This is a genomic window from Wolbachia endosymbiont of Litomosoides sigmodontis, assembly GCF_013365435.1.
Lineage (GTDB): Bacteria > Pseudomonadota > Alphaproteobacteria > Rickettsiales > Anaplasmataceae > Wolbachia.
Genome location: NZ_CP046577.1, coordinates 822,904 through 840,340, shown reverse-complemented (window position 1 = coordinate 840,340; position 17,437 = coordinate 822,904). Strand labels below are relative to the sequence as shown.

General features: G+C 32.8%; 12 protein-coding genes and 1 pseudogene. 6 read left to right on the top strand and 7 right to left on the bottom strand.

Annotated elements, in window-relative coordinates:
* Positions 1–2: 2 nt before the first annotated feature.
* Positions 3–611 (bottom strand): hypothetical protein, encoded by a 609-nt coding sequence (locus tag GOY07_RS03390; RefSeq protein ID WP_175838227.1) that lies wholly within the window; start codon positions 609–611, stop codon positions 3–5.
* Between the two features lie 4 nt (positions 612–615).
* Positions 616–2,055 carry a hypothetical protein gene (locus GOY07_RS03385; RefSeq protein WP_175838225.1) on the bottom strand — a complete coding sequence of 480 codons (1,440 nt, stop codon included), beginning with the start codon at positions 2,053–2,055 and terminating at the stop codon, positions 616–618.
* A 463-nt stretch (positions 2,056–2,518) separates the two neighbouring features.
* On the opposite strand from GOY07_RS03385, the gene GOY07_RS03380 reads away from it, so the two are divergent.
* Entirely contained in the window at positions 2,519–2,785 is a 267-nt protein-coding gene (locus GOY07_RS03380) for a hypothetical protein (protein ID WP_175838223.1), read from the top strand.
* 771 nt (positions 2,786–3,556) lie between these two features.
* Positions 3,557–4,449 (top strand): annotated as a pseudogene (locus tag GOY07_RS04710) (IS630-like element ISWpi10 family transposase).
* Between the two features lie 145 nt (positions 4,450–4,594).
* Here the strand turns inward: GOY07_RS04710 and GOY07_RS03370 are convergent.
* On the bottom strand, positions 4,595–5,926 hold the full coding sequence (locus tag GOY07_RS03370; protein ID WP_175838219.1) for a dihydroorotase: 1,332 nt from the start codon (positions 5,924–5,926) through the stop codon (positions 4,595–4,597).
* Positions 5,927–6,364: 438 nt separating this feature from the next.
* Between GOY07_RS03370 and GOY07_RS03365 the strand changes: the two genes are divergently transcribed.
* Entirely contained in the window at positions 6,365–9,688 is a 3,324-nt protein-coding gene (locus GOY07_RS03365) for an ankyrin repeat domain-containing protein (protein WP_175838217.1), read from the top strand.
* Here GOY07_RS03365 and sdhA read toward each other — a convergent pair.
* A complete protein-coding gene (gene sdhA, locus GOY07_RS03360) occupies positions 9,660–11,465 on the bottom strand; it encodes a succinate dehydrogenase flavoprotein subunit (protein WP_175838215.1) in 1,806 nt (601 codons plus the stop codon). The genes GOY07_RS03365 and sdhA overlap by 29 nt on opposite strands.
* Before the next feature lie 578 nt (positions 11,466–12,043).
* Between sdhA and dapD the strand changes: the two genes are divergently transcribed.
* Positions 12,044–12,874: a 2,3,4,5-tetrahydropyridine-2,6-dicarboxylate N-succinyltransferase gene (dapD, locus tag GOY07_RS03355; RefSeq protein ID WP_175838213.1), complete on the top strand. Its 831-nt coding sequence runs from the start codon at positions 12,044–12,046 to the stop codon at positions 12,872–12,874.
* A 6-nt stretch (positions 12,875–12,880) separates the two neighbouring features.
* Here dapD and GOY07_RS03350 read toward each other — a convergent pair whose 3' ends face one another.
* Both GOY07_RS03350 and GOY07_RS03345 read right to left on the bottom strand, forming a co-directional pair.
* Complete coding sequence (locus GOY07_RS03350; RefSeq protein WP_175838211.1) at positions 12,881–13,165, bottom strand: DUF2610 domain-containing protein; 285 nt, start codon at positions 13,163–13,165, stop codon at positions 12,881–12,883.
* Positions 13,166–13,528 (bottom strand): hypothetical protein, encoded by a 363-nt coding sequence (locus GOY07_RS03345; RefSeq protein ID WP_175838209.1) that lies wholly within the window; start codon positions 13,526–13,528, stop codon positions 13,166–13,168. It lies immediately after the preceding gene.
* A 100-nt stretch (positions 13,529–13,628) separates the two neighbouring features.
* Here GOY07_RS03345 and GOY07_RS03340 point away from each other — a divergent pair, with 100 nt between their 5' ends.
* Positions 13,629–14,780 carry a class I SAM-dependent methyltransferase gene (locus GOY07_RS03340; RefSeq protein WP_175838207.1) on the top strand — a complete coding sequence of 384 codons (1,152 nt, stop codon included), beginning with the start codon at positions 13,629–13,631 and terminating at the stop codon, positions 14,778–14,780.
* Between the two features lie 347 nt (positions 14,781–15,127).
* Here the strand turns inward: GOY07_RS03340 and gltX are convergent, their stop codons facing one another.
* Positions 15,128–16,489, bottom strand: coding sequence for a glutamate--tRNA ligase (gene gltX, locus GOY07_RS03335; RefSeq protein ID WP_175838206.1), 1,362 nt, complete (start codon positions 16,487–16,489; stop codon positions 15,128–15,130).
* Positions 16,490–16,648: 159 nt separating this feature from the next.
* Between gltX and GOY07_RS03330 the strand changes: the two genes are divergently transcribed.
* Positions 16,649–17,386 carry a hypothetical protein gene (locus GOY07_RS03330; protein WP_175838204.1) on the top strand — a complete coding sequence of 246 codons (738 nt, stop codon included), beginning with the start codon at positions 16,649–16,651 and terminating at the stop codon, positions 17,384–17,386.
* Positions 17,387–17,437: the final 51 nt, after the last annotated feature.

The following is a 17,437-nucleotide window of genomic DNA, read 5'->3' as shown; positions in this document are numbered from 1 at the left end:
TTTCATCTACTTAGTATAGTATACCAGTCGAAGATCATGTTAGCTTTTACTATTTCTATCATATTGCCATTTAAAATCTGATTCATAGTTGCAGCATCAATATTTCTCTCTTTATTCAAAACAAGAGATTTGATCATAACATAACCAGGCAGGCTTGGAAAAGATTGTAAAAATAAAAAAATGTGCTTATCGCTGATTGAACTTAAATTTAGGTTTACTTCACTCTTGATTACTTTTGTGTGTTTACTTTTGTTATATATTTCAATTTCCTCAGGTATAGAGATTGATATTTCAGGTTTTAATATGCAATACTTTTTATATAACTTGCTAAGCTCAAAATTTAAATTCGTAATGTATCTGCTGCTGTGTAAATTTGAAGAGGAAATTTTTTGCCATAAATCTAGGTTTTTATCTAAAGCAACTTCCTTTTTTTGAATATCAGTGATTTGCAAATTAATAGAACGTATTTCATCAATGGTACTCTGGTTTTTATTATAGGCTTTTCTATTATAAATACTAGCGTATATTAGTAATCCTATTAATCCAATAGATAATAACAGATACGATATAAATTGAATTGCAGCTCTTCTTTTTAACTGAAAAACGTTCATTAGCTTACATAGCCTCTCCTATTTTAATGTTAATAGGTATATTTTGCTCTTTAGTAGTGGGCAAGCTAGAAATGCTAATATCATAGGTGCGAAAATTATTGTTTAATTTTTTTTGTAATTCCTTATATTGGTAAGAAACATCTTTACCAGGCTCCAAATTAAACCTTAAAGTCGTGGTAATGTAATTTTTTGCTTCATTATAATTCCACTCAAACGATTGAAGCTTTACATCTGATACTTTTAACTTTTCTACATATTTAACCTGTGTAAGGGGAGAATATTCCATCTTCGATAGAATATTATTGATATTAATAAAATCGTAAAGTTCATCTATTTTTTTTATGTTGTAGCTTTGACTTAGCTTTGCTAATTGCTTGTCTAAAGCTTCCTTTTTTGCTAATAGCTTATTAGCAACATTAAAATTTGAATGCAAATTTAGCAGACAAAGAATGTTGATTGTAATTAGAATTAAAGCAAAATATAGGAAAATTCGAGGAGAGTTCAGATAGAAGTAATTTAATAAGTAAAATTCTTTAGTTTCTTTTGTGTAAAAAACAGCTGTTGGCTTATTCTTAGAACTGTGAAATAGGATTATAGTATCACAAAAACTATCTTTTTCGCTGATAGCTAATTCTGACCTCAATAACTTACCCAATTCATATGGAGTTAATATATTTACACTATTCTCTAAAAAATTTATAACTGATAAACTAGCTTTAATATCTTCTTGTACTACCATACAAAGATCAATTGGGTCGTTTTTTTTTAAACCAAATTTAGTTAAATATCGAATGGTATTTTGCACTTCTTGATATATTCCACCAGCAATAATTCCTGGTAAATTATCATTGATAAATGGAACTAGGCGCGTAAATACCATTTTATTTTCTTTAAAAATTACTTGTCTATAGCCTCCGGTTTTGGTTGCGGCCACTATAATTTTCCAATTATTAAGATCCTTATAAAAAATCTTTTTTACTATATTATTTATTTCTATAGGAAACATTAATATTCCCTTAAAATTAGAGCCTATTTCAATAAATACACTCAGCCAATATTCTACTAAATGCTTTGCTTTTGATGAAACAAGAAGGTAACACCAATTTGGGTTGAGTTTGTTTGGTCTTTCAATCAGAAGAGCTGAGCTTATATCATCATTGCGAATGAAATGTTCCATCTTCGTTTTTGCTGACAGATAGGCACTAATTCTATTTACTCTTGGAATGAATTGTAGCGAGTAATTTTGATCTGCATGGTTTAATACCAAGTATAAAGGTGCTTTTTTATCAGATGAAAGACATGAATTTAAGTCGGACACTGCTTTGTCATTTTTGTCCTTAACAAAATACCTTTTATTTAAGGTATTTTTTTTAAAATACAGCAATATTGTACCTTCTTCTCCAATGGAAAGCATGAACTTACCTTTGGATTTTGAGCTAAACATGTTAACAAAGTGTATATCCATCTAGAATTCAAAAGACAATTTATTGAAATTAGTAAAACATTATCGAGTAATATTATTACAGGTTTCCACTGCAATATCATTTATATTATTCTTTCTTAATAAGATTATTACTAATGTTAATCTATTCATATAACAAAATTAAGAAAATTTATTCTACAATTTTGATTAACATGATTATTGTCAATATTGTATTAATATGTGGGGTAAAAAAGTGAGTACTTCTGAAGTATCTTCGTCAATTTTATCTATATTAAATATAGCAATTCAATTGCTACTTTTTCACTATAGGCATATAGATTTATAGCTGTTGTGTTTGTTTATTCTATGATTCTGGCGATTTCGAGTACTGCTGTAGTACCAGTACTTTTTACAGTAATTGTTTCTATTCCTATAATAGTTGCATTGAGTTCAGCAGTATATCTTTTTAAATCAACTTCATGCCATGGATGATAATACGATAACTTTTGGTAATAATGTTAGTACGCAAACGACGAAAACAGTAACTTTATGTAGTGGTGTAGTTGTACAGGAGGAAATAATAACTTTAGGTAATAACTTCAGCGTACAAGCAACATTAATAACTTTAGATAGTGAGTCAGGGCACATGGACCAGAACGTTAACTTTTTAGGTGCTTCTGATACCAACTCGCTTCCGTTACTCATCTTCTACAGCCGTACTGCTTTTATCTTCTCTGCTAAATCAAAGTGAAAGTGGATTATTTTTAGTAGATAGTAGAGTAAAAAGCCTGTTCTTCTTGATTAAGGTTTTTAAGAGTGTAAAAAGCAAAAAGAATAAAAAACATCTTAATGTATGTGTAGTTCAGCAATATAGTAAGATAAGAGAGATAAGGTAGTATATAAGAGTTTTAATGGTAAGGTAAAAATGAGATAGTGCGATTTTAATCCTTTAAAGCTCTGCAAAAATCTAGGGTAGAAAATAGCGAAGTTAAAACTAAAATAGAAAGGTTGAAAAGAGAGAATAAAAATCTAAAGCCAAAAAGCTAGGGAAATAAGACTTTGAAGATAGGAAATATAAGGAGAAGCTTGGTTTAGATTCAAAAATTTATCAATACCGAGTTTTAGAGAGCTGAATAAAGTGAAAAAGAATAAGACGAACAGTGAAAGGAATGTTGTAATCAAGTTTGGCATCAGAGTGACTGTCTAGCTAAATTGCCTCTACCTGTTAATATGGAGAAAAATTGCAATATGTGGTAAATCATGTATTTACCAAAAAGTTGATCTCTTGAAGGTCAAGCTTTGCAATTAGCTAAGATGCGAAAAAAGGAAGAGTAGCAAATTACAGAAGGTCCTACCTAGATGCATTTCAGCTAAAAATTAAGTTGATAATTGTAACACTTTAGCTGATTTTATAAAAATTTGAAACGTAAGGTAATGCTGCTAATTTTCACTATATGAGAACAGATAGATAATAATGGAAGAGAGGAAAACATACTGAAGTGAGTAAAATAGCGAAGTTTAAATGGCGTTGAAATCAAAATTATTAGATAAAAGAGTCATAGAATCAGTAAAAGAAGTGCTAAAGGAAATGCGAAATAACACATATGTTGCGAGAAAACTAAGTGCTATAATTGCAGCGAAAAAGTACTATATAACAGTCTTAGCAAAAATATGTTTCATTTTAAAAATGGTACTAACTGTATAGATAAGGCACCTAAAATTTAGGAAAGAAGAAAAATTATTTGCTTCTCTTCAACGTCGTAGAATAACTAATTGAATTAGAGTAACTCTAAATAAGTTGAAATATGGATACGAAAAACTAATATCACTATTAAAGAAATGAGGAGAAGAATTTAGGGAAAATTTTTGCTTAAATGTCAGCAAGTCTATAGTGCACCATAATATGTAAAAATAAAGTTTTCACATATTACACTAAGACTAATTCAGAATGAACAAGATAAAGGTAGACAGGAAGAGTTAAAAAAAACTTAATAAGACTGTTGATGAATATCTTGGATATGAATTGAGGTTTGTCACATATTCAAAAGTTGGACATGGGTGGTTTAAAAGGGCGTTAGAGCACAGGTTGGAATAAAATTAGGTAGACAAAAGTTTTTGTTTCTGCAGTGCAATTAATCCTAGAAATGGAGAGAGAGTTCTAGCTTATTTGTACTGAAATTTTTCAACACTGGTTATATGAATATATTTCTTGAACAAATGCTTAATCTTATTGAAAGGCTTTTGTTGTGTGTAAAACAGAACATTTTGCATAACTAAAGTCTATAATACAATTGTCTTACTTGAGATCTCTTTGTGCAAATTTATTATCCTGTTTCTCACTCAGCAATGAAGCAACTCTTCAATGTTACTTATTTGCCCACAAACAATAAGAATTGGTGTGAATATATACTTTAGGATATAACTAAATTAATGTGGGGTTAGCAGAATATCGAATAACTAAAAATTTACCGAAAAATATCAAAGAAAGCTCTCCAATAATAGAAAAATTGGAAGCTAAGTTATCAAGAATTCCAGATAAGAAAAAGTCATTTTACGAAAATCATTTTTGTGAATACACAGTTTTGCCTGACACAATAGTGCGTACTACGCGCCCTTTTACTTTGCGTCCGTCAAAAGGAGAATTTTTTGACTTGCTAGCAAAGCTGTCAATTTTAATTTCCCACTCATGATTTAAATCAACTAAAATTAGGTCTGCAACAAAATTCTTCTGTATACGACCACGTGGTACGTGTATTATATCCGCAGGCTTGTACGTCAATTTTGCAAGTACATCAAATAGGCTCATCTGTCCACTATGGTAAAGTTCAAGTGAAAGGGGTAGCATTGTTTCAAGGCCTACAATACCAAATGCAGCACTCTCGAGTGGTAGATTTTTAGAACTACGATCATGTGGCGCATGGTCAGTTGCAATGCAATCAACCACACTTGTTTTTAAACCTTCAACCATAGCCAAACGATCTTCTTCAGTACGAAGCGGAGGATTCATTTTTGCAATTGCTCCGTGTTGTTTTACTATATCTTCGGTTAAAGTGAAGTGATGAGGAGTTACTTCACATGTGACGTTTAGCCCTAAATCTTTTGCACGTTTGACAGCGTTAAGTGAGTCTTTTGAAGAGATATGTAAAATGTGATAGTGCACATTCTTTATGTCTTTCATAAGCAGTATATCACGGTTTACTATAACTGACTCTGATGCACTTAAGATTCCCTTTACTCCTAATGCTTCAGAAATCTTACCTTCGTTGATTGCACCGCCTGCTGATAAATTCAGGTCTTCGGCATGTTGGGCAATAGGGACGTTCAGCATACTTGAATAAAGCAATGCCTGCCTCATAGTCATTGAGTTCATGATTGGCATGCCATCATCAGTAAATCCAACTGCACCTGCTTCTTTTAAAAGTGCCATTTCAGTTAACTTTTTCTCTGAATTAGTAATTTTAGCATAAAATTCAATGTTCACATGCGAAGTTTCAAATGCTCTGTATTTTAAATACTTAGCTAGAATAACACTATCTATTGCTGGAGTAGTATTTGGTTGACAAACTACAGTTGTAATACCTCCTGCTGCTGCAGATTTGCTACCTGTATATATAGTTTCTTTATGTTCCTGTCCTGGCTCACGGAAATGTACGTGAATGTCAATAAGTCCTGGCATTAAAATAAGTCCTTTACAGTTTATTGTCTCATCAACTTCACTTAGCATTTCGTTTGAAAATAATGATTCGCCAAAATCAATGATTTTATTTCCTTCAGTTAGCAGTGAACCATTTATATCAAGTTTGCTTTCTGGGTCAATAATACGAGCATTTATATATGCTACCTTGTAATTCTCCTTCTGCCCTGCTTGCAATAAATTCCAAGTTTGAGTCATTAAGTTATAAGTGTTGATTATGAAATAAATCTAAAGTTTTTTTTAATAAAGCGCAACTAAATTAAGATGTAGGCTATAGCTAAGGTAATCTGGCGATTTTGTTATCTATGCCTATTAGCACGTGAGATACTGCAGCAGTATGACATCGAGCTAATGGCAATGTCATGTTTTGCAGAGATATCTTATCTATTTTAGCTATATTTATTATTTTTTAAGATTAAATAGTTAAAATAGTGAATAAATGTTAAAGTGGGGTTTAACTATAGTGGCAAGTTTTCTAATAAAAACTAGTTTTCTACCTTTTTATCTATATTTCGACTACGTATACGACACCTAGTTCAATTTAAAAGTCTAATTCAATAAGTTATTGGTTTAAGCAAAAGAGGCTCCAGCACTAATGACTGAGAGGATACATAGCTTTAATAGTGGGGTTTTAATATGGGTATAAATATAACTGTACTAACTACTAGTGCAGATAAATTAGGTGAATGCATAGATAAAAATGAAAAGCGAGAGCAGGATAGAAGGGATGAGCAATTATATGGCGCTATAGAAAGAAAGGTAAAAAAAGAAGAGCAGAAGTATAAAAAATTAAGAGATCTGGATGTAATCATTAAAAAGTGTACAAGGTTATTTAAGGAAGGTACTAGCTCTGAAGTATTAATGACGTTGGAAGAATCACTTAGGAAGCAAGAAAAGTATTATAGGTATTATATTCAGTATTTTCTTCCAATCTTGAATAGAAAAATATCAAGGGAATTAAATCATATAAAAAGAGAGAAAATAAGACGGGTAATTTCTGAGATTACTTATAATAGCAAATATTGTTTTAGTAGTATTACCCATAATCAAAATGACCATAGGAATAGTGAAGATAGTAGAAGTGATATTGGTTGTGAACATCAAATCAATGATAAAGAGCCTAAAAATGTGGAAAGACCTTTTGGTGTATTTGCAAATAAGGACATTGATAATCATTTACTGGAAGCAGCAAAACTAGGCAATAAGAAAAAAATTAAGAAACTTGTGCAAAAAGGTGCAGACATTAGCATAAAAGACAGTAACGATAACAATACTTTAGACTATGTTGTTGCTTTACCGCAAGGAAAGCAAAGAGTTGCATGCTTAAATCTAATATTAGGTTTAGTAAAAAAAGAAAAGATATCTCAAGATAAACTCGGTAAGGCTGTAAATCCTAAAGAAGGGCGAACACCATTACAAAAATTGCTATTTAGCAAGATAACTAAGAGAGAGCATAGCTCTAAAGATATACCTGGAAAAATTAGAAAATTTCTAAAAGGTCTATTTACGCAATATAGTGATTATACAATAGAGTCTGCTATAAGTTTGTTTAAGTTAGGAGCTAACGTGAATGATTTGCAGTTATCTAAAGAGGAATTACAAAACTTAGATAAAGAGCAAAGGAAATATCATTTTAAACTCTTAGAAAAATTGGCAGAATTGATAGGGCAGTCTACATTAGAGCACAAAATCAATATAGTAGACAGAATTGAAGATATTACAGCGTGTATTATAGATATCCCAGATGCTGATGGTAATCATTTATTACATTCGACAATTAACGATTGTGATGAAAAATTTTTTAAAAAACTACTGCAAAAAGGGGCGGATATTGGCCTAAAAGATGCAAGTGGAAATAATATTTTACACCTTATTGCGCTGCTGAAGAAAGAACAAAAGCGCAGATCTTTAAACGTTATAATGGAAGTAATTTCTAAGGAAGATCTAGCACGACTTGTTGATAGTGAAAATCATGGTGAAAGAACTCCTCTTCAGGTGGCACTCATTGACAAGATAATAAAAGGGAAACATGGGTCTCACGCAGTCCGGAATAATGATAACACACTTAAGTTTTTTGTTACATTGTTAGAGCATGAGATTAAACTGGACCAGTTAAAATTACCTCAAGAAGCGCTACGAAGTTTAAGTGAAAAGCAAAAGATATATTATTTTAGTTTCTTAGAAAAACTAGCGGAGTCAGTAAAGAAGCCTAAGTTAGAACTAGAGATAAAAACAAGAATTAAAGAAATTGTAGCGCATATCATAAATACTCCAAATGGTAATGATAATTATTTATTACATTCAGCGATTAAAAATAAAAATGGGAAATTTTTTAAAGAGTTATTACAAAAAGGGGCGGATATTAGTATTAAGGGTGTAAGTGACAACAATGCTTTGCATCTAATAGTTGCAGAATCAAAGGGAGAACAAAAGCTTGAATTTTTAAATATAGTATTAAATGTAAGCGAGGAGAAAGGAAAAGAGCAAATTAAAGCGCAGTTTAAAAAAGCTGTAGATGCTGAAAATACAGCAAAACAAACGCCACTTCATCAAGTGCTTCAGTGTATACAAGAAAAGAGTAAAAAATCTTCATTGGGAAATAAAATACAAAATATAGTTAAAAAAGAATTTAACGCTACTAGTAGATATCACATTTTAGCACTATTCTTACAAAATGGTGCTGATGTTAGCAAAAAAGATGGTAAAGGCAATAATGCTGTGCACTATATTGTGTCATTCAAAGGTAAACAAAAGGTTGTATGTTTGAAGTTAATTTCAGATAAAGATGGATTTAGTAATGCTGTAAATACTGCTAATAAGGAAGGACAAACACCTCTTCATCAATTGCTTCAGTATATAAGAAAAAAAGGTGAAAGTCAGTTGCTTACAGATAAGAAATTTGAAAAAACTAATAGGTATAAAATACTAGAACTATTCTTACAGAATGGTGCTGATATTACTGTTCAGGATAAAGAAGGGAATGGTGCTTTGCACTATATTGTGTCATTTAAAGGCAGGCAAAAAGTTGTATGTTTGGATCTAATATTAGGCAAAAGTGAGTTAAGTGAGGCTAAGGCAGTCACCTACGACAAAGATACGCTTGTACATGAGGCGTTAAAGGGGAGGGCAATGAAAGGAAAATTTAAACATCTTTCTCAACACAAAAAGATTGCTTTCAGAAAATACGGTGATGGCAATATAACAAAATTTTGTGCAATATTATTAAAAGAAGGTGCTAACCCTCATTCTTTATGGTTAGAAGATGAGAAATTTCATACTAAGAAGTATTATCTTGCTCTACGAAATGCAAAGAATGATAAAGCAATACCACAAAAAGCACGTGATAAAGCCAAAGAATTAAAAGAAAAGCTTGAAGCAAAATATAGTGTATATACCATTTCTAAATGGTTTAATTCTCAAAGCTGGGCTACTGCAGATCGATTGAAGAGCACTATGAAAAAAATAGGACGTGCTTTCAAAGTTGTACGGAAGTGCGTTAATCCTGGCAGGAGAGCTAGTGTATTGTTAGCAATTGCAATAGCAGCCACTATTATTGCAATGGTAGTATTTTCTTACTTTCAAGGGCAAATTACAATCTTAGCGGCGTTACCTACTATAGCTATTACTGTAGTATTCTGCCTAATATTCACTTTAAGGTTTAGTGATATTAAGAAATCTGTGAAAGAACTTGCCACTGATGAACAGGGTATACTTAAAAATAAAAATGATCATCACCTAGCTGCAGGGCAAGTAGGAGCTCCTAAAAGGACTACTCAACAGAATGTAGAAAGTAAACATAAAAATTTAGAGAAGGAAGAAACACAAAAATCATCAGATAGATCAAAAGATAGTAAAAGCCTTCCTAGTTCTGAAATATATGATATATCAATATTTCAAATTATTAAGGGGTTGTTAGGCTTCAACAAGCAAATCAATAAACCCTCTTTTCTGGCGCGATGAAATTAATTTCATCACTCAGAGTGTCTTCAGCAACTTTCTTGTAATCAATTTTTATATTGATCTGCCCTTTCTTTTCTTCGAGCCATGCTATAGTGTGCTTCATCCAGTTTTGGTCGTTGCGTTCAGGAAAATCTTCACGAGCATGAGCACCTCTACTTTCCTTGCGATTGGCTGCGCACTCCATAGTAATAACTGCTTGTGGAAGCATGTTAGCAAGCTCTAAAGCTTCAACTAAGTTGCTGTTCCATATCATGCTGCGGTCTTCAATTGCGATATCAGGCATCATTTTTACTACTCCTTTTATAGCTTTTTTACCTTCTTCTAAAACCTCAGCAACACGGAACACTGATGCATATTTTTGCATAATATGCTGCATTTTGCTGCGTATTTCAGATACCCTGAGCCCTCCGGAAGCAAACCGCATCTTATTGAATCTATCTACTATCCAATCTATACAAGTTGAGTGTAATTTTTTATGTGGTATATTAGACTTTAATTTCTCTTTTGCTCTGAGTGCTGCAGCTCTACCAAAAACTATAAGATCAAGAAGCGAGTTAGAACCAAGTCGATTTGCACCATGCACAGAGACACACGCTGCTTCTCCGATTGCAAATAATCCTTCTACTACTTCTTCCTTGCCTTTCTTCAATGTGATCACTTCTCCATGATAATTAGTTGGAATACCACCCATATTGTAGTGCACAGTTGGAATAACAGGTATCGGATCTTTAGTAACGTCAACTCCAGCAAAGGTCCTTGCGGTTTCGCTAATTCCTGGAAGTCTTAGTTTTATTACTTCCGGGTCGAGATGTGCTATAGTTAAATATATGTGATCTTTTTTTGGTCCTACACCTCTTCCTTCTCTAATTTCAATTGTTATTGCACGACTTACCACGTCGCGAGAAGCTAAATCCTTTGCTTTTGGTGCATAACGTTCCATAAACCTTTCACCTTGAGAATTTACAAGGTACCCTCCCTCACCACGGCACCCTTCTGTTATCAAGCACCCTGAACCATATGTCCCTGTTGGATGAAATTGTACAAACTCCATATCTTCAAGTGGTAATCCAGCTCTTACTACCATGCCGTTACCATCACCTGTGCAAGTGTGTGCGCTTGTTGTAGAGAAATAAGCACGTCCATATCCACCTGTTGCTAATACCACCGAATGTGCACGAAATTTATGTAATGTGCCGTCGCATAGTGACCAAGCAAGAACTCCACAGCATGCCCCAGTTTCATTATCCATGATTAAATCTATTACAAAATATTCGACAAAAAATTCAGCGTTGAATTTAAGACACTGCTGATATAGAGTGTGAAGGATTGCGTGCCCAGTTTTGTCTGCTGCTGCACAGGTGCGCTGAGCTGATTTTCCTTTGCCAAAGTGAGTTGTCATTCCACCGAATGGACGCTGATATATTTTACCGCTTTCTGTACGAGAAAAAGGTACACCGAAATTTTCAAGTTCAATAACAGCTTTAGCAGCATTTTTACACATATATTCTATTGCGTCTTGATCACCAAGCCAGTCTGAGCCTTTTATTGTGTCATACGCATGCCAGCGCCAATCATCTTCAGCAATATTACCTAGAGCTGCACTAATTCCACCTTGCGCCGCAACCGTATGACTACGTGTAGGAAAAATTTTAGAGATGCAAGCAACTGAGAAATTAGTAGCAGCCATTCCAAGTGTTGCTCTGAGTCCTGCTCCACCTGCACCCACTACTACTATATCATATTCATGTTCTATGATCTCATACGCTGATTTATTCATATATGCTTATTCATGATTACAACCTTATGATATCATAAAAATGGAAAAATCTATATAAATTTTCTAATAAAAAATTGATCTCAGTATCAAATATTTTAGGTGACGCCTGGGTGATTGACGCATGTTTAGCTGAATCTTAAATTAGGTAAAAAAGATGGTCTTAATATAATTAACTTGTAGCAAGCCTTTTTATTTTGGGCTCTTGTTTGCTTTTTTATGTCCTAGCTTATTGTTTTATATACTCTATTCATCTTTTTTGGATTAGCTATTGCGATGCACACCCCTATTATTATAGCAAAAGCTAAGGTAATAAGCATTAAATTTTGTAAAAATACCTTCCATCAGTTCTTTTTTCTTGCATACTAGCAGTATATATACTTTGTCAGGTTCTTGTACATATTTATGCTATGTGTAATTACAGTTGCACACTTTACTTTCTTTCATAGTCACCTATTTTATTCAGGAAGTACTGAGTAGATTTTAGTGCAATTATTACATACTATTTTTATGGTACTTGCATGTAAAGTAGTGACAAGCTAAATTATAAGAAATTATAAATTATTGTTAATATATAGTAAATGGTAGATTTGCAATTAGAAAAAATACAGAGTGATATAGAGAATATTTGGAAAAATAGAAGTGAACTTAGCGATTGCAGTGTGCAAAGAGCAGCAAGAGTAATAATTAGAAAAGTAATCAAACTTTTAGATAGTGGCAAAATTAGAGTAGCAGAAAGGCTGTCAGATGGGAAGTGGATAGTACATACATGGATAAAGCAGGCAATATCATTACATTTTCTTACTGAAGAGAGTAAAATGATAGGTTATACCGGTTGGTGGTTTGATAAAGTCAATAACAAATTTGATGGATGGAGTGAAGAAGAATTTTATCAGTCAAAAATTAGAGCAGTTACTGGATGTTTTGTTCGCCGATCTGCTTATATAGGCACAAACGTTGTTCTTATGCCAAGTTTTATCAATGTTGGTGCATATATTAGTTCTGGTACAATGATAGACACTTGGTCAACAATTGGTAGCTGTGCACAAATAGGGAAAAATTGTCATATTTCTGGAGGAGTGGGAATTGGTGGAGTTTTAGAACCTATTCAGACTTCTCCAGTTATTATAGAGGATAATTGCTTCATTGGCGCACGTAGCGAAATAGCTGAAGGTGTTATAATAAGAGAAGGGTCTGTTTTAGGCATGGGAGTTTTTATCGGAGCGTCAACAAGGATCATTGATAGGGAAACTAATGAGGTGTTTTATGGCGAAGTGCCACCTTATTCTGTGGTGATACCAGGATCTACTTTATTCGAAAATAATATTTCAATCTATTGTGCAATTATAGTAAAAAAAGTAAATAAAAAGACGAGATTGAGGACTTCCATAAATGAAATATTGAGAGATTAAACTATCTCATTTCTTGTTTTTACTTTTTTTATCATTGTTATTAACTATAGTAATGGCATAGGTGCATAACTCTGAAAAAGGAATTCCATTTTCTTGAGATAATTTGTGTAACTTCTGTAGACTTTCTTTGACTTTATTGGGGATGTTTCCTCCACGTTCTTTTACAAGCCATAAATCTTGATAATGTATTGGATGAGTGTCGCTTTTTGGATTTCCTATGTATATGGTAAAAGGTGAGCTTTGTCCTTTGAAATTACACTGCACAGTAAATTTTCTTATAGAGTTAGCCATCTAAAAAACTCTGCTTTTCTTTTTGATCGGCTTTACAGCAGATAGAGGAGGAAGTTTATTCATAAAGTTTTGTCTATGAGAAATATTTTCTTTGCTTTCTAAAGCTCGGTAAACATCAGCTTTACTCAATTGCGACTCTTTTGCGAGCTTCATTCCATGCTTTGCCATAATATTAGCGTATGCTAGCACTTTTTTTACTAATTCTAGATCGCTACTTAACATTTGGACTAACGCTTGAAATACTTCTACTAAAGTTAGCCCGTCAGCACTTATAACCTTATTTTCTGAAAAATTGACAGCTTCTTTAAACTTATATTTAATATTATTCTTTTGAAGCATAAGAGTAACGTTTTCTTCGTCCATAATTAAAGCACTATTTATTAGCTTTTAAATTTATACTATATATAAAAATATTCTACTATCTTATAGTATAACACGCTATAGTTAAACATTTATTAATAATATGCTTGCTTATATACATGAATTAATTGATAAAAGCCAAGGATCAATATCCATTAGTGATTTTATGAATGCTGCTTTATATCATAAAGAGTATGGCTATTACATGAATAAATTACCGCTTGGTAAAAGTGGTGATTTTATTACAGCGCCTGAAATCAGTCAATTATTTGGTGAAATAATTGCAGTTTGGGTAATGCATGCATGGAAAAAGTTAGGGGAGCCATCAAGGTTTTCTCTAGTTGAACTTGGGCCAGGTAGAGGAACACTTGTTCATGATATAATAAGAGCTACTGAAAAATATTGCAGCTTTTTTAGTTCAATGGCCATTTACCTGATTGAGATAAGTCCTGCTTTGCAGAAAATACAAAAGGAAAAGTTAAAAGGTTTAGGAATTAGTTGGTGCGAAAATATTTATAATCTACCGGAACAACCAACCATTTTTTTAGCGAATGAATTCTTCGATGCTCTTCCGATAGATCAATTTGTATATCGTAATGGAGAGTGGTATGAAAATAGAGTGACAAAGCAGGATGATGTAACATCATCTCAATGTCCATTTCTTGTTATTCCAGTGCCACTTTCTTATTGTTCTAATGCTCTTTCCTTATCTTCTCAGAGCATAGCACTAAAATCTAGAAAAGTTGATCGCAAACAAGCACGCTATTCAACATTTTCAATGAAATTACCCAAAAACTGGATTTCAATGTCATTCTCTGAGAAGATAAAGGGTTTTGATGGTGCAGTAGTGGAAGTATGTTCAGCTGGGATTGAAATATTAAAAATGCTTGAAGATAAGTTAATGAATAACGGAGGAGCTGCTTTAATTGTAGATTATGGTTATGTATACTCTTCTTACAAAAGCACTTTGCAATCGGTAAAACAACACAAGTATGTTAATTTTCTTGAAAATGTTGGTAATAGTGATATTACTGCGCTTGTAAATTTTCAAGCGTTAAGAGATTCATTAAAACATGTAGACTGTGAAATTTCAACTCAGAGAGAATTTTTACATCTTTTTGGTATAAAAGAAAGAACTAAGGCTTTAATAAAAAATGCAAGTGATGAACAAAGGGGTAAGATTTTTAGTGAGTTTTTAAGGTTGACTGAAAACATGGGTACTCTCTTTAAAGCAATATTGATTTATCGTTCATAGTCTTGTATTGCCTTTACACTAAACTGCTTTAGCTATAAATATTTTAAGAAGTTTATTAAAGCAGAAAAGGCAAAATAATCACGTAGTAGAAATTGTTTATTTTCTAATTCTGCAAGTTGGCGTTCTATACTGCCTTAAACGTTTGTAAACGCGTTTCATCTCATATGAGTAAGATACTTGGAAATGTTGTGGAAGTATGAGGTATACATAGTGCAAAAAAATTAAACACGAGGCACCAACTACGTGGCACTTCGTCATTATAACTGCACAGATTGAAGATAACTAAGTACCTTTAGTACTATAATTAAGGTGCTGTAAAAATTTGTTAAGTAATTTCTTTTATTCATTTAAATTGCTTGCAATCTCCTTATACACTCATCTTTGCCAAGAATTATCATGATATCAATGATTCCTGGTGCATCCATTACTCCAGTTATAGGAGCTCGTAATGAGTGGTAAATATTGCTCATTTTGACATTATACAACTTTGAAAATTCCTTGATCTGAGAGGACAGAGAGTCCTTGTTCCAGCTTTCATTCCCGACATTTGAGAGAAATGACGCAAGTAACTTGATTATATTGAAATTAGATCTGACAACTTGCTCAGCTTCTTCACTTAAACTAAAGGGTGGATCTTTTATATAAAACTCCGCTAAATCCAGCAATTCTGTCAAGTAGTTTACTCTTTTTTTTAGTTCTGTTAATCCTTGTAATAAATAGTCCTTTTTTTTATCAGCTAGAGTGTTTTCTTTAAATATCAGAGTTAGAATATCTTCATTGCTCATATTATTAATATAATGGTTATTCAAATGCTCCAATTTTTTAAAATCAAGCCGTGCAGGCGAACGACCAATGTTTTCTAAATTAAACCACTCTATTGCTTGCTCATCGTCAATAATCTCATCATTGCCATGACTCCACCCAAGTCTCAGTAAGTAATTACGCATCGCTTTTGGTAATATTCCCATCTTTTCGTAGTAGCAAATGCTTATTGCACCGTGTCTTTTTGACAGCTTATTTCCATCTTCTCCATGAATTAGCGGTACATGCGTAAAACGTGGAATGTCAAAATCAAGAGCCTGATATATTAGTATTTGCTTGAAGGTATTAGTGAGGTGATCAGAACCACGTATTATATCAGTTATTCCTGCATCGTGATCGTCAACTACCACTGCAAAAATATACGTTGGAGTGTTATCAGAGCGTAAGATCACTATATCATCAAGTTGATTGCTATTTACTTTAATTTGGCCGTATATTTTATCATTTACAACAATATCTTGTGAATCTGGCACCCTAAAGCGGAGAACTGGCTTTGCATTTGGTATGATACTAGTGCACTTGTGCTTATATATTTTTCCTTTCTTTCTCGCTTTTACTTTCTTTTCTGTAACCTCACCTTTAGGGCAATAACAGCGGTATGCTTTACCTTTTTTAATAAGAAGATTTGCAACTTCAATGTGCCGTTCTATTCTTTTTGATTGGTATATTATTTCTCCGTCATAGCTCAAACCGAGCCATTTTAGTCCATTTATTATCGCATCAATTGCTTCTTGTGTTGAGCGTTTCTTGTCAGTATCCTCAATCCTAAGTAAAAATCTGCCACCATGGTACTTTGCATAGAGCCAATTAAATAAGGCAGTACGAGCCCCACCAATATGTAAAAACCCTGTTGGTGATGGAGCAAATCTTGTAACTATATTTGGCATATTTGTTTATTATAGCAATGTAAACGATGATAGCTAAAATCTATGTTTATGACAATTTAGAATTACTATAAATTATTTGCCCTGGAGGATTAATTGTATTTATTTTTCGTAAATTATGATATATAATTTAATATTAGTTAAATATAATTGAGGTGTGTGATGGGAGAACTTGAATATATAAAAAATCTGCTTTTAAGCAATATAGATGCACTTGATTGGTGTTATACAGGTCCTTCCGATAAAGCAAAATTAATAGCAAATGGAGACAATCTCTTGCATTTAGCTGCAAAGATAAGAAATGTTGAAGTTTTTTTATCTATTTTCAAGAAAAGTATTAAAAATGATGTTCGTTTATTAGAATATAGCGAAAGTAACATAAATCCATTTCATATAGCAGCAAGGATGCAGATACTGCCAAAAGTAGTAGAAGGAATATTTGAGCACTTGAATTCGGAAAAAGCTAAATTGCAGTCTGATCCAGAAAAGCTAGAAAAGTTTAAGAATTACGTTAGAAGTGCATTAAGTAGTAGATGTGCGTTAACTGATTCCACAAAAAGGACTCCCCTTGATATGGTTAGTAAGGAAGATAAAGAGGATATAAGAAAAATTGCAGGCATAAAAGAGAGCATTTTATGTAATAAGAAATTTCGCCTGTGCTTATATGTAGTAGGGACTATAGTATATATTGCTGCCTTATGTTTATCTTTATATTTTCTGTACCTGTGTTCTCAAGAACTTGCACTAGTTTCGGTAACGACAATCGCTTCTGGTGGGGTTGCATGTTTGTCGTTTAAGGTATTTGAAGAGATATATGACTTGAGTGATGTGAATACTCTAATGGAAAATATCAGTGCTAAGGGCGCTGCAAAAATAGTAGCACCTGGCACTTATATGTGAAGAAAGGAAATTACTTGTAGGAGGTGATATAGAAATTTACTTTCTTAAGTT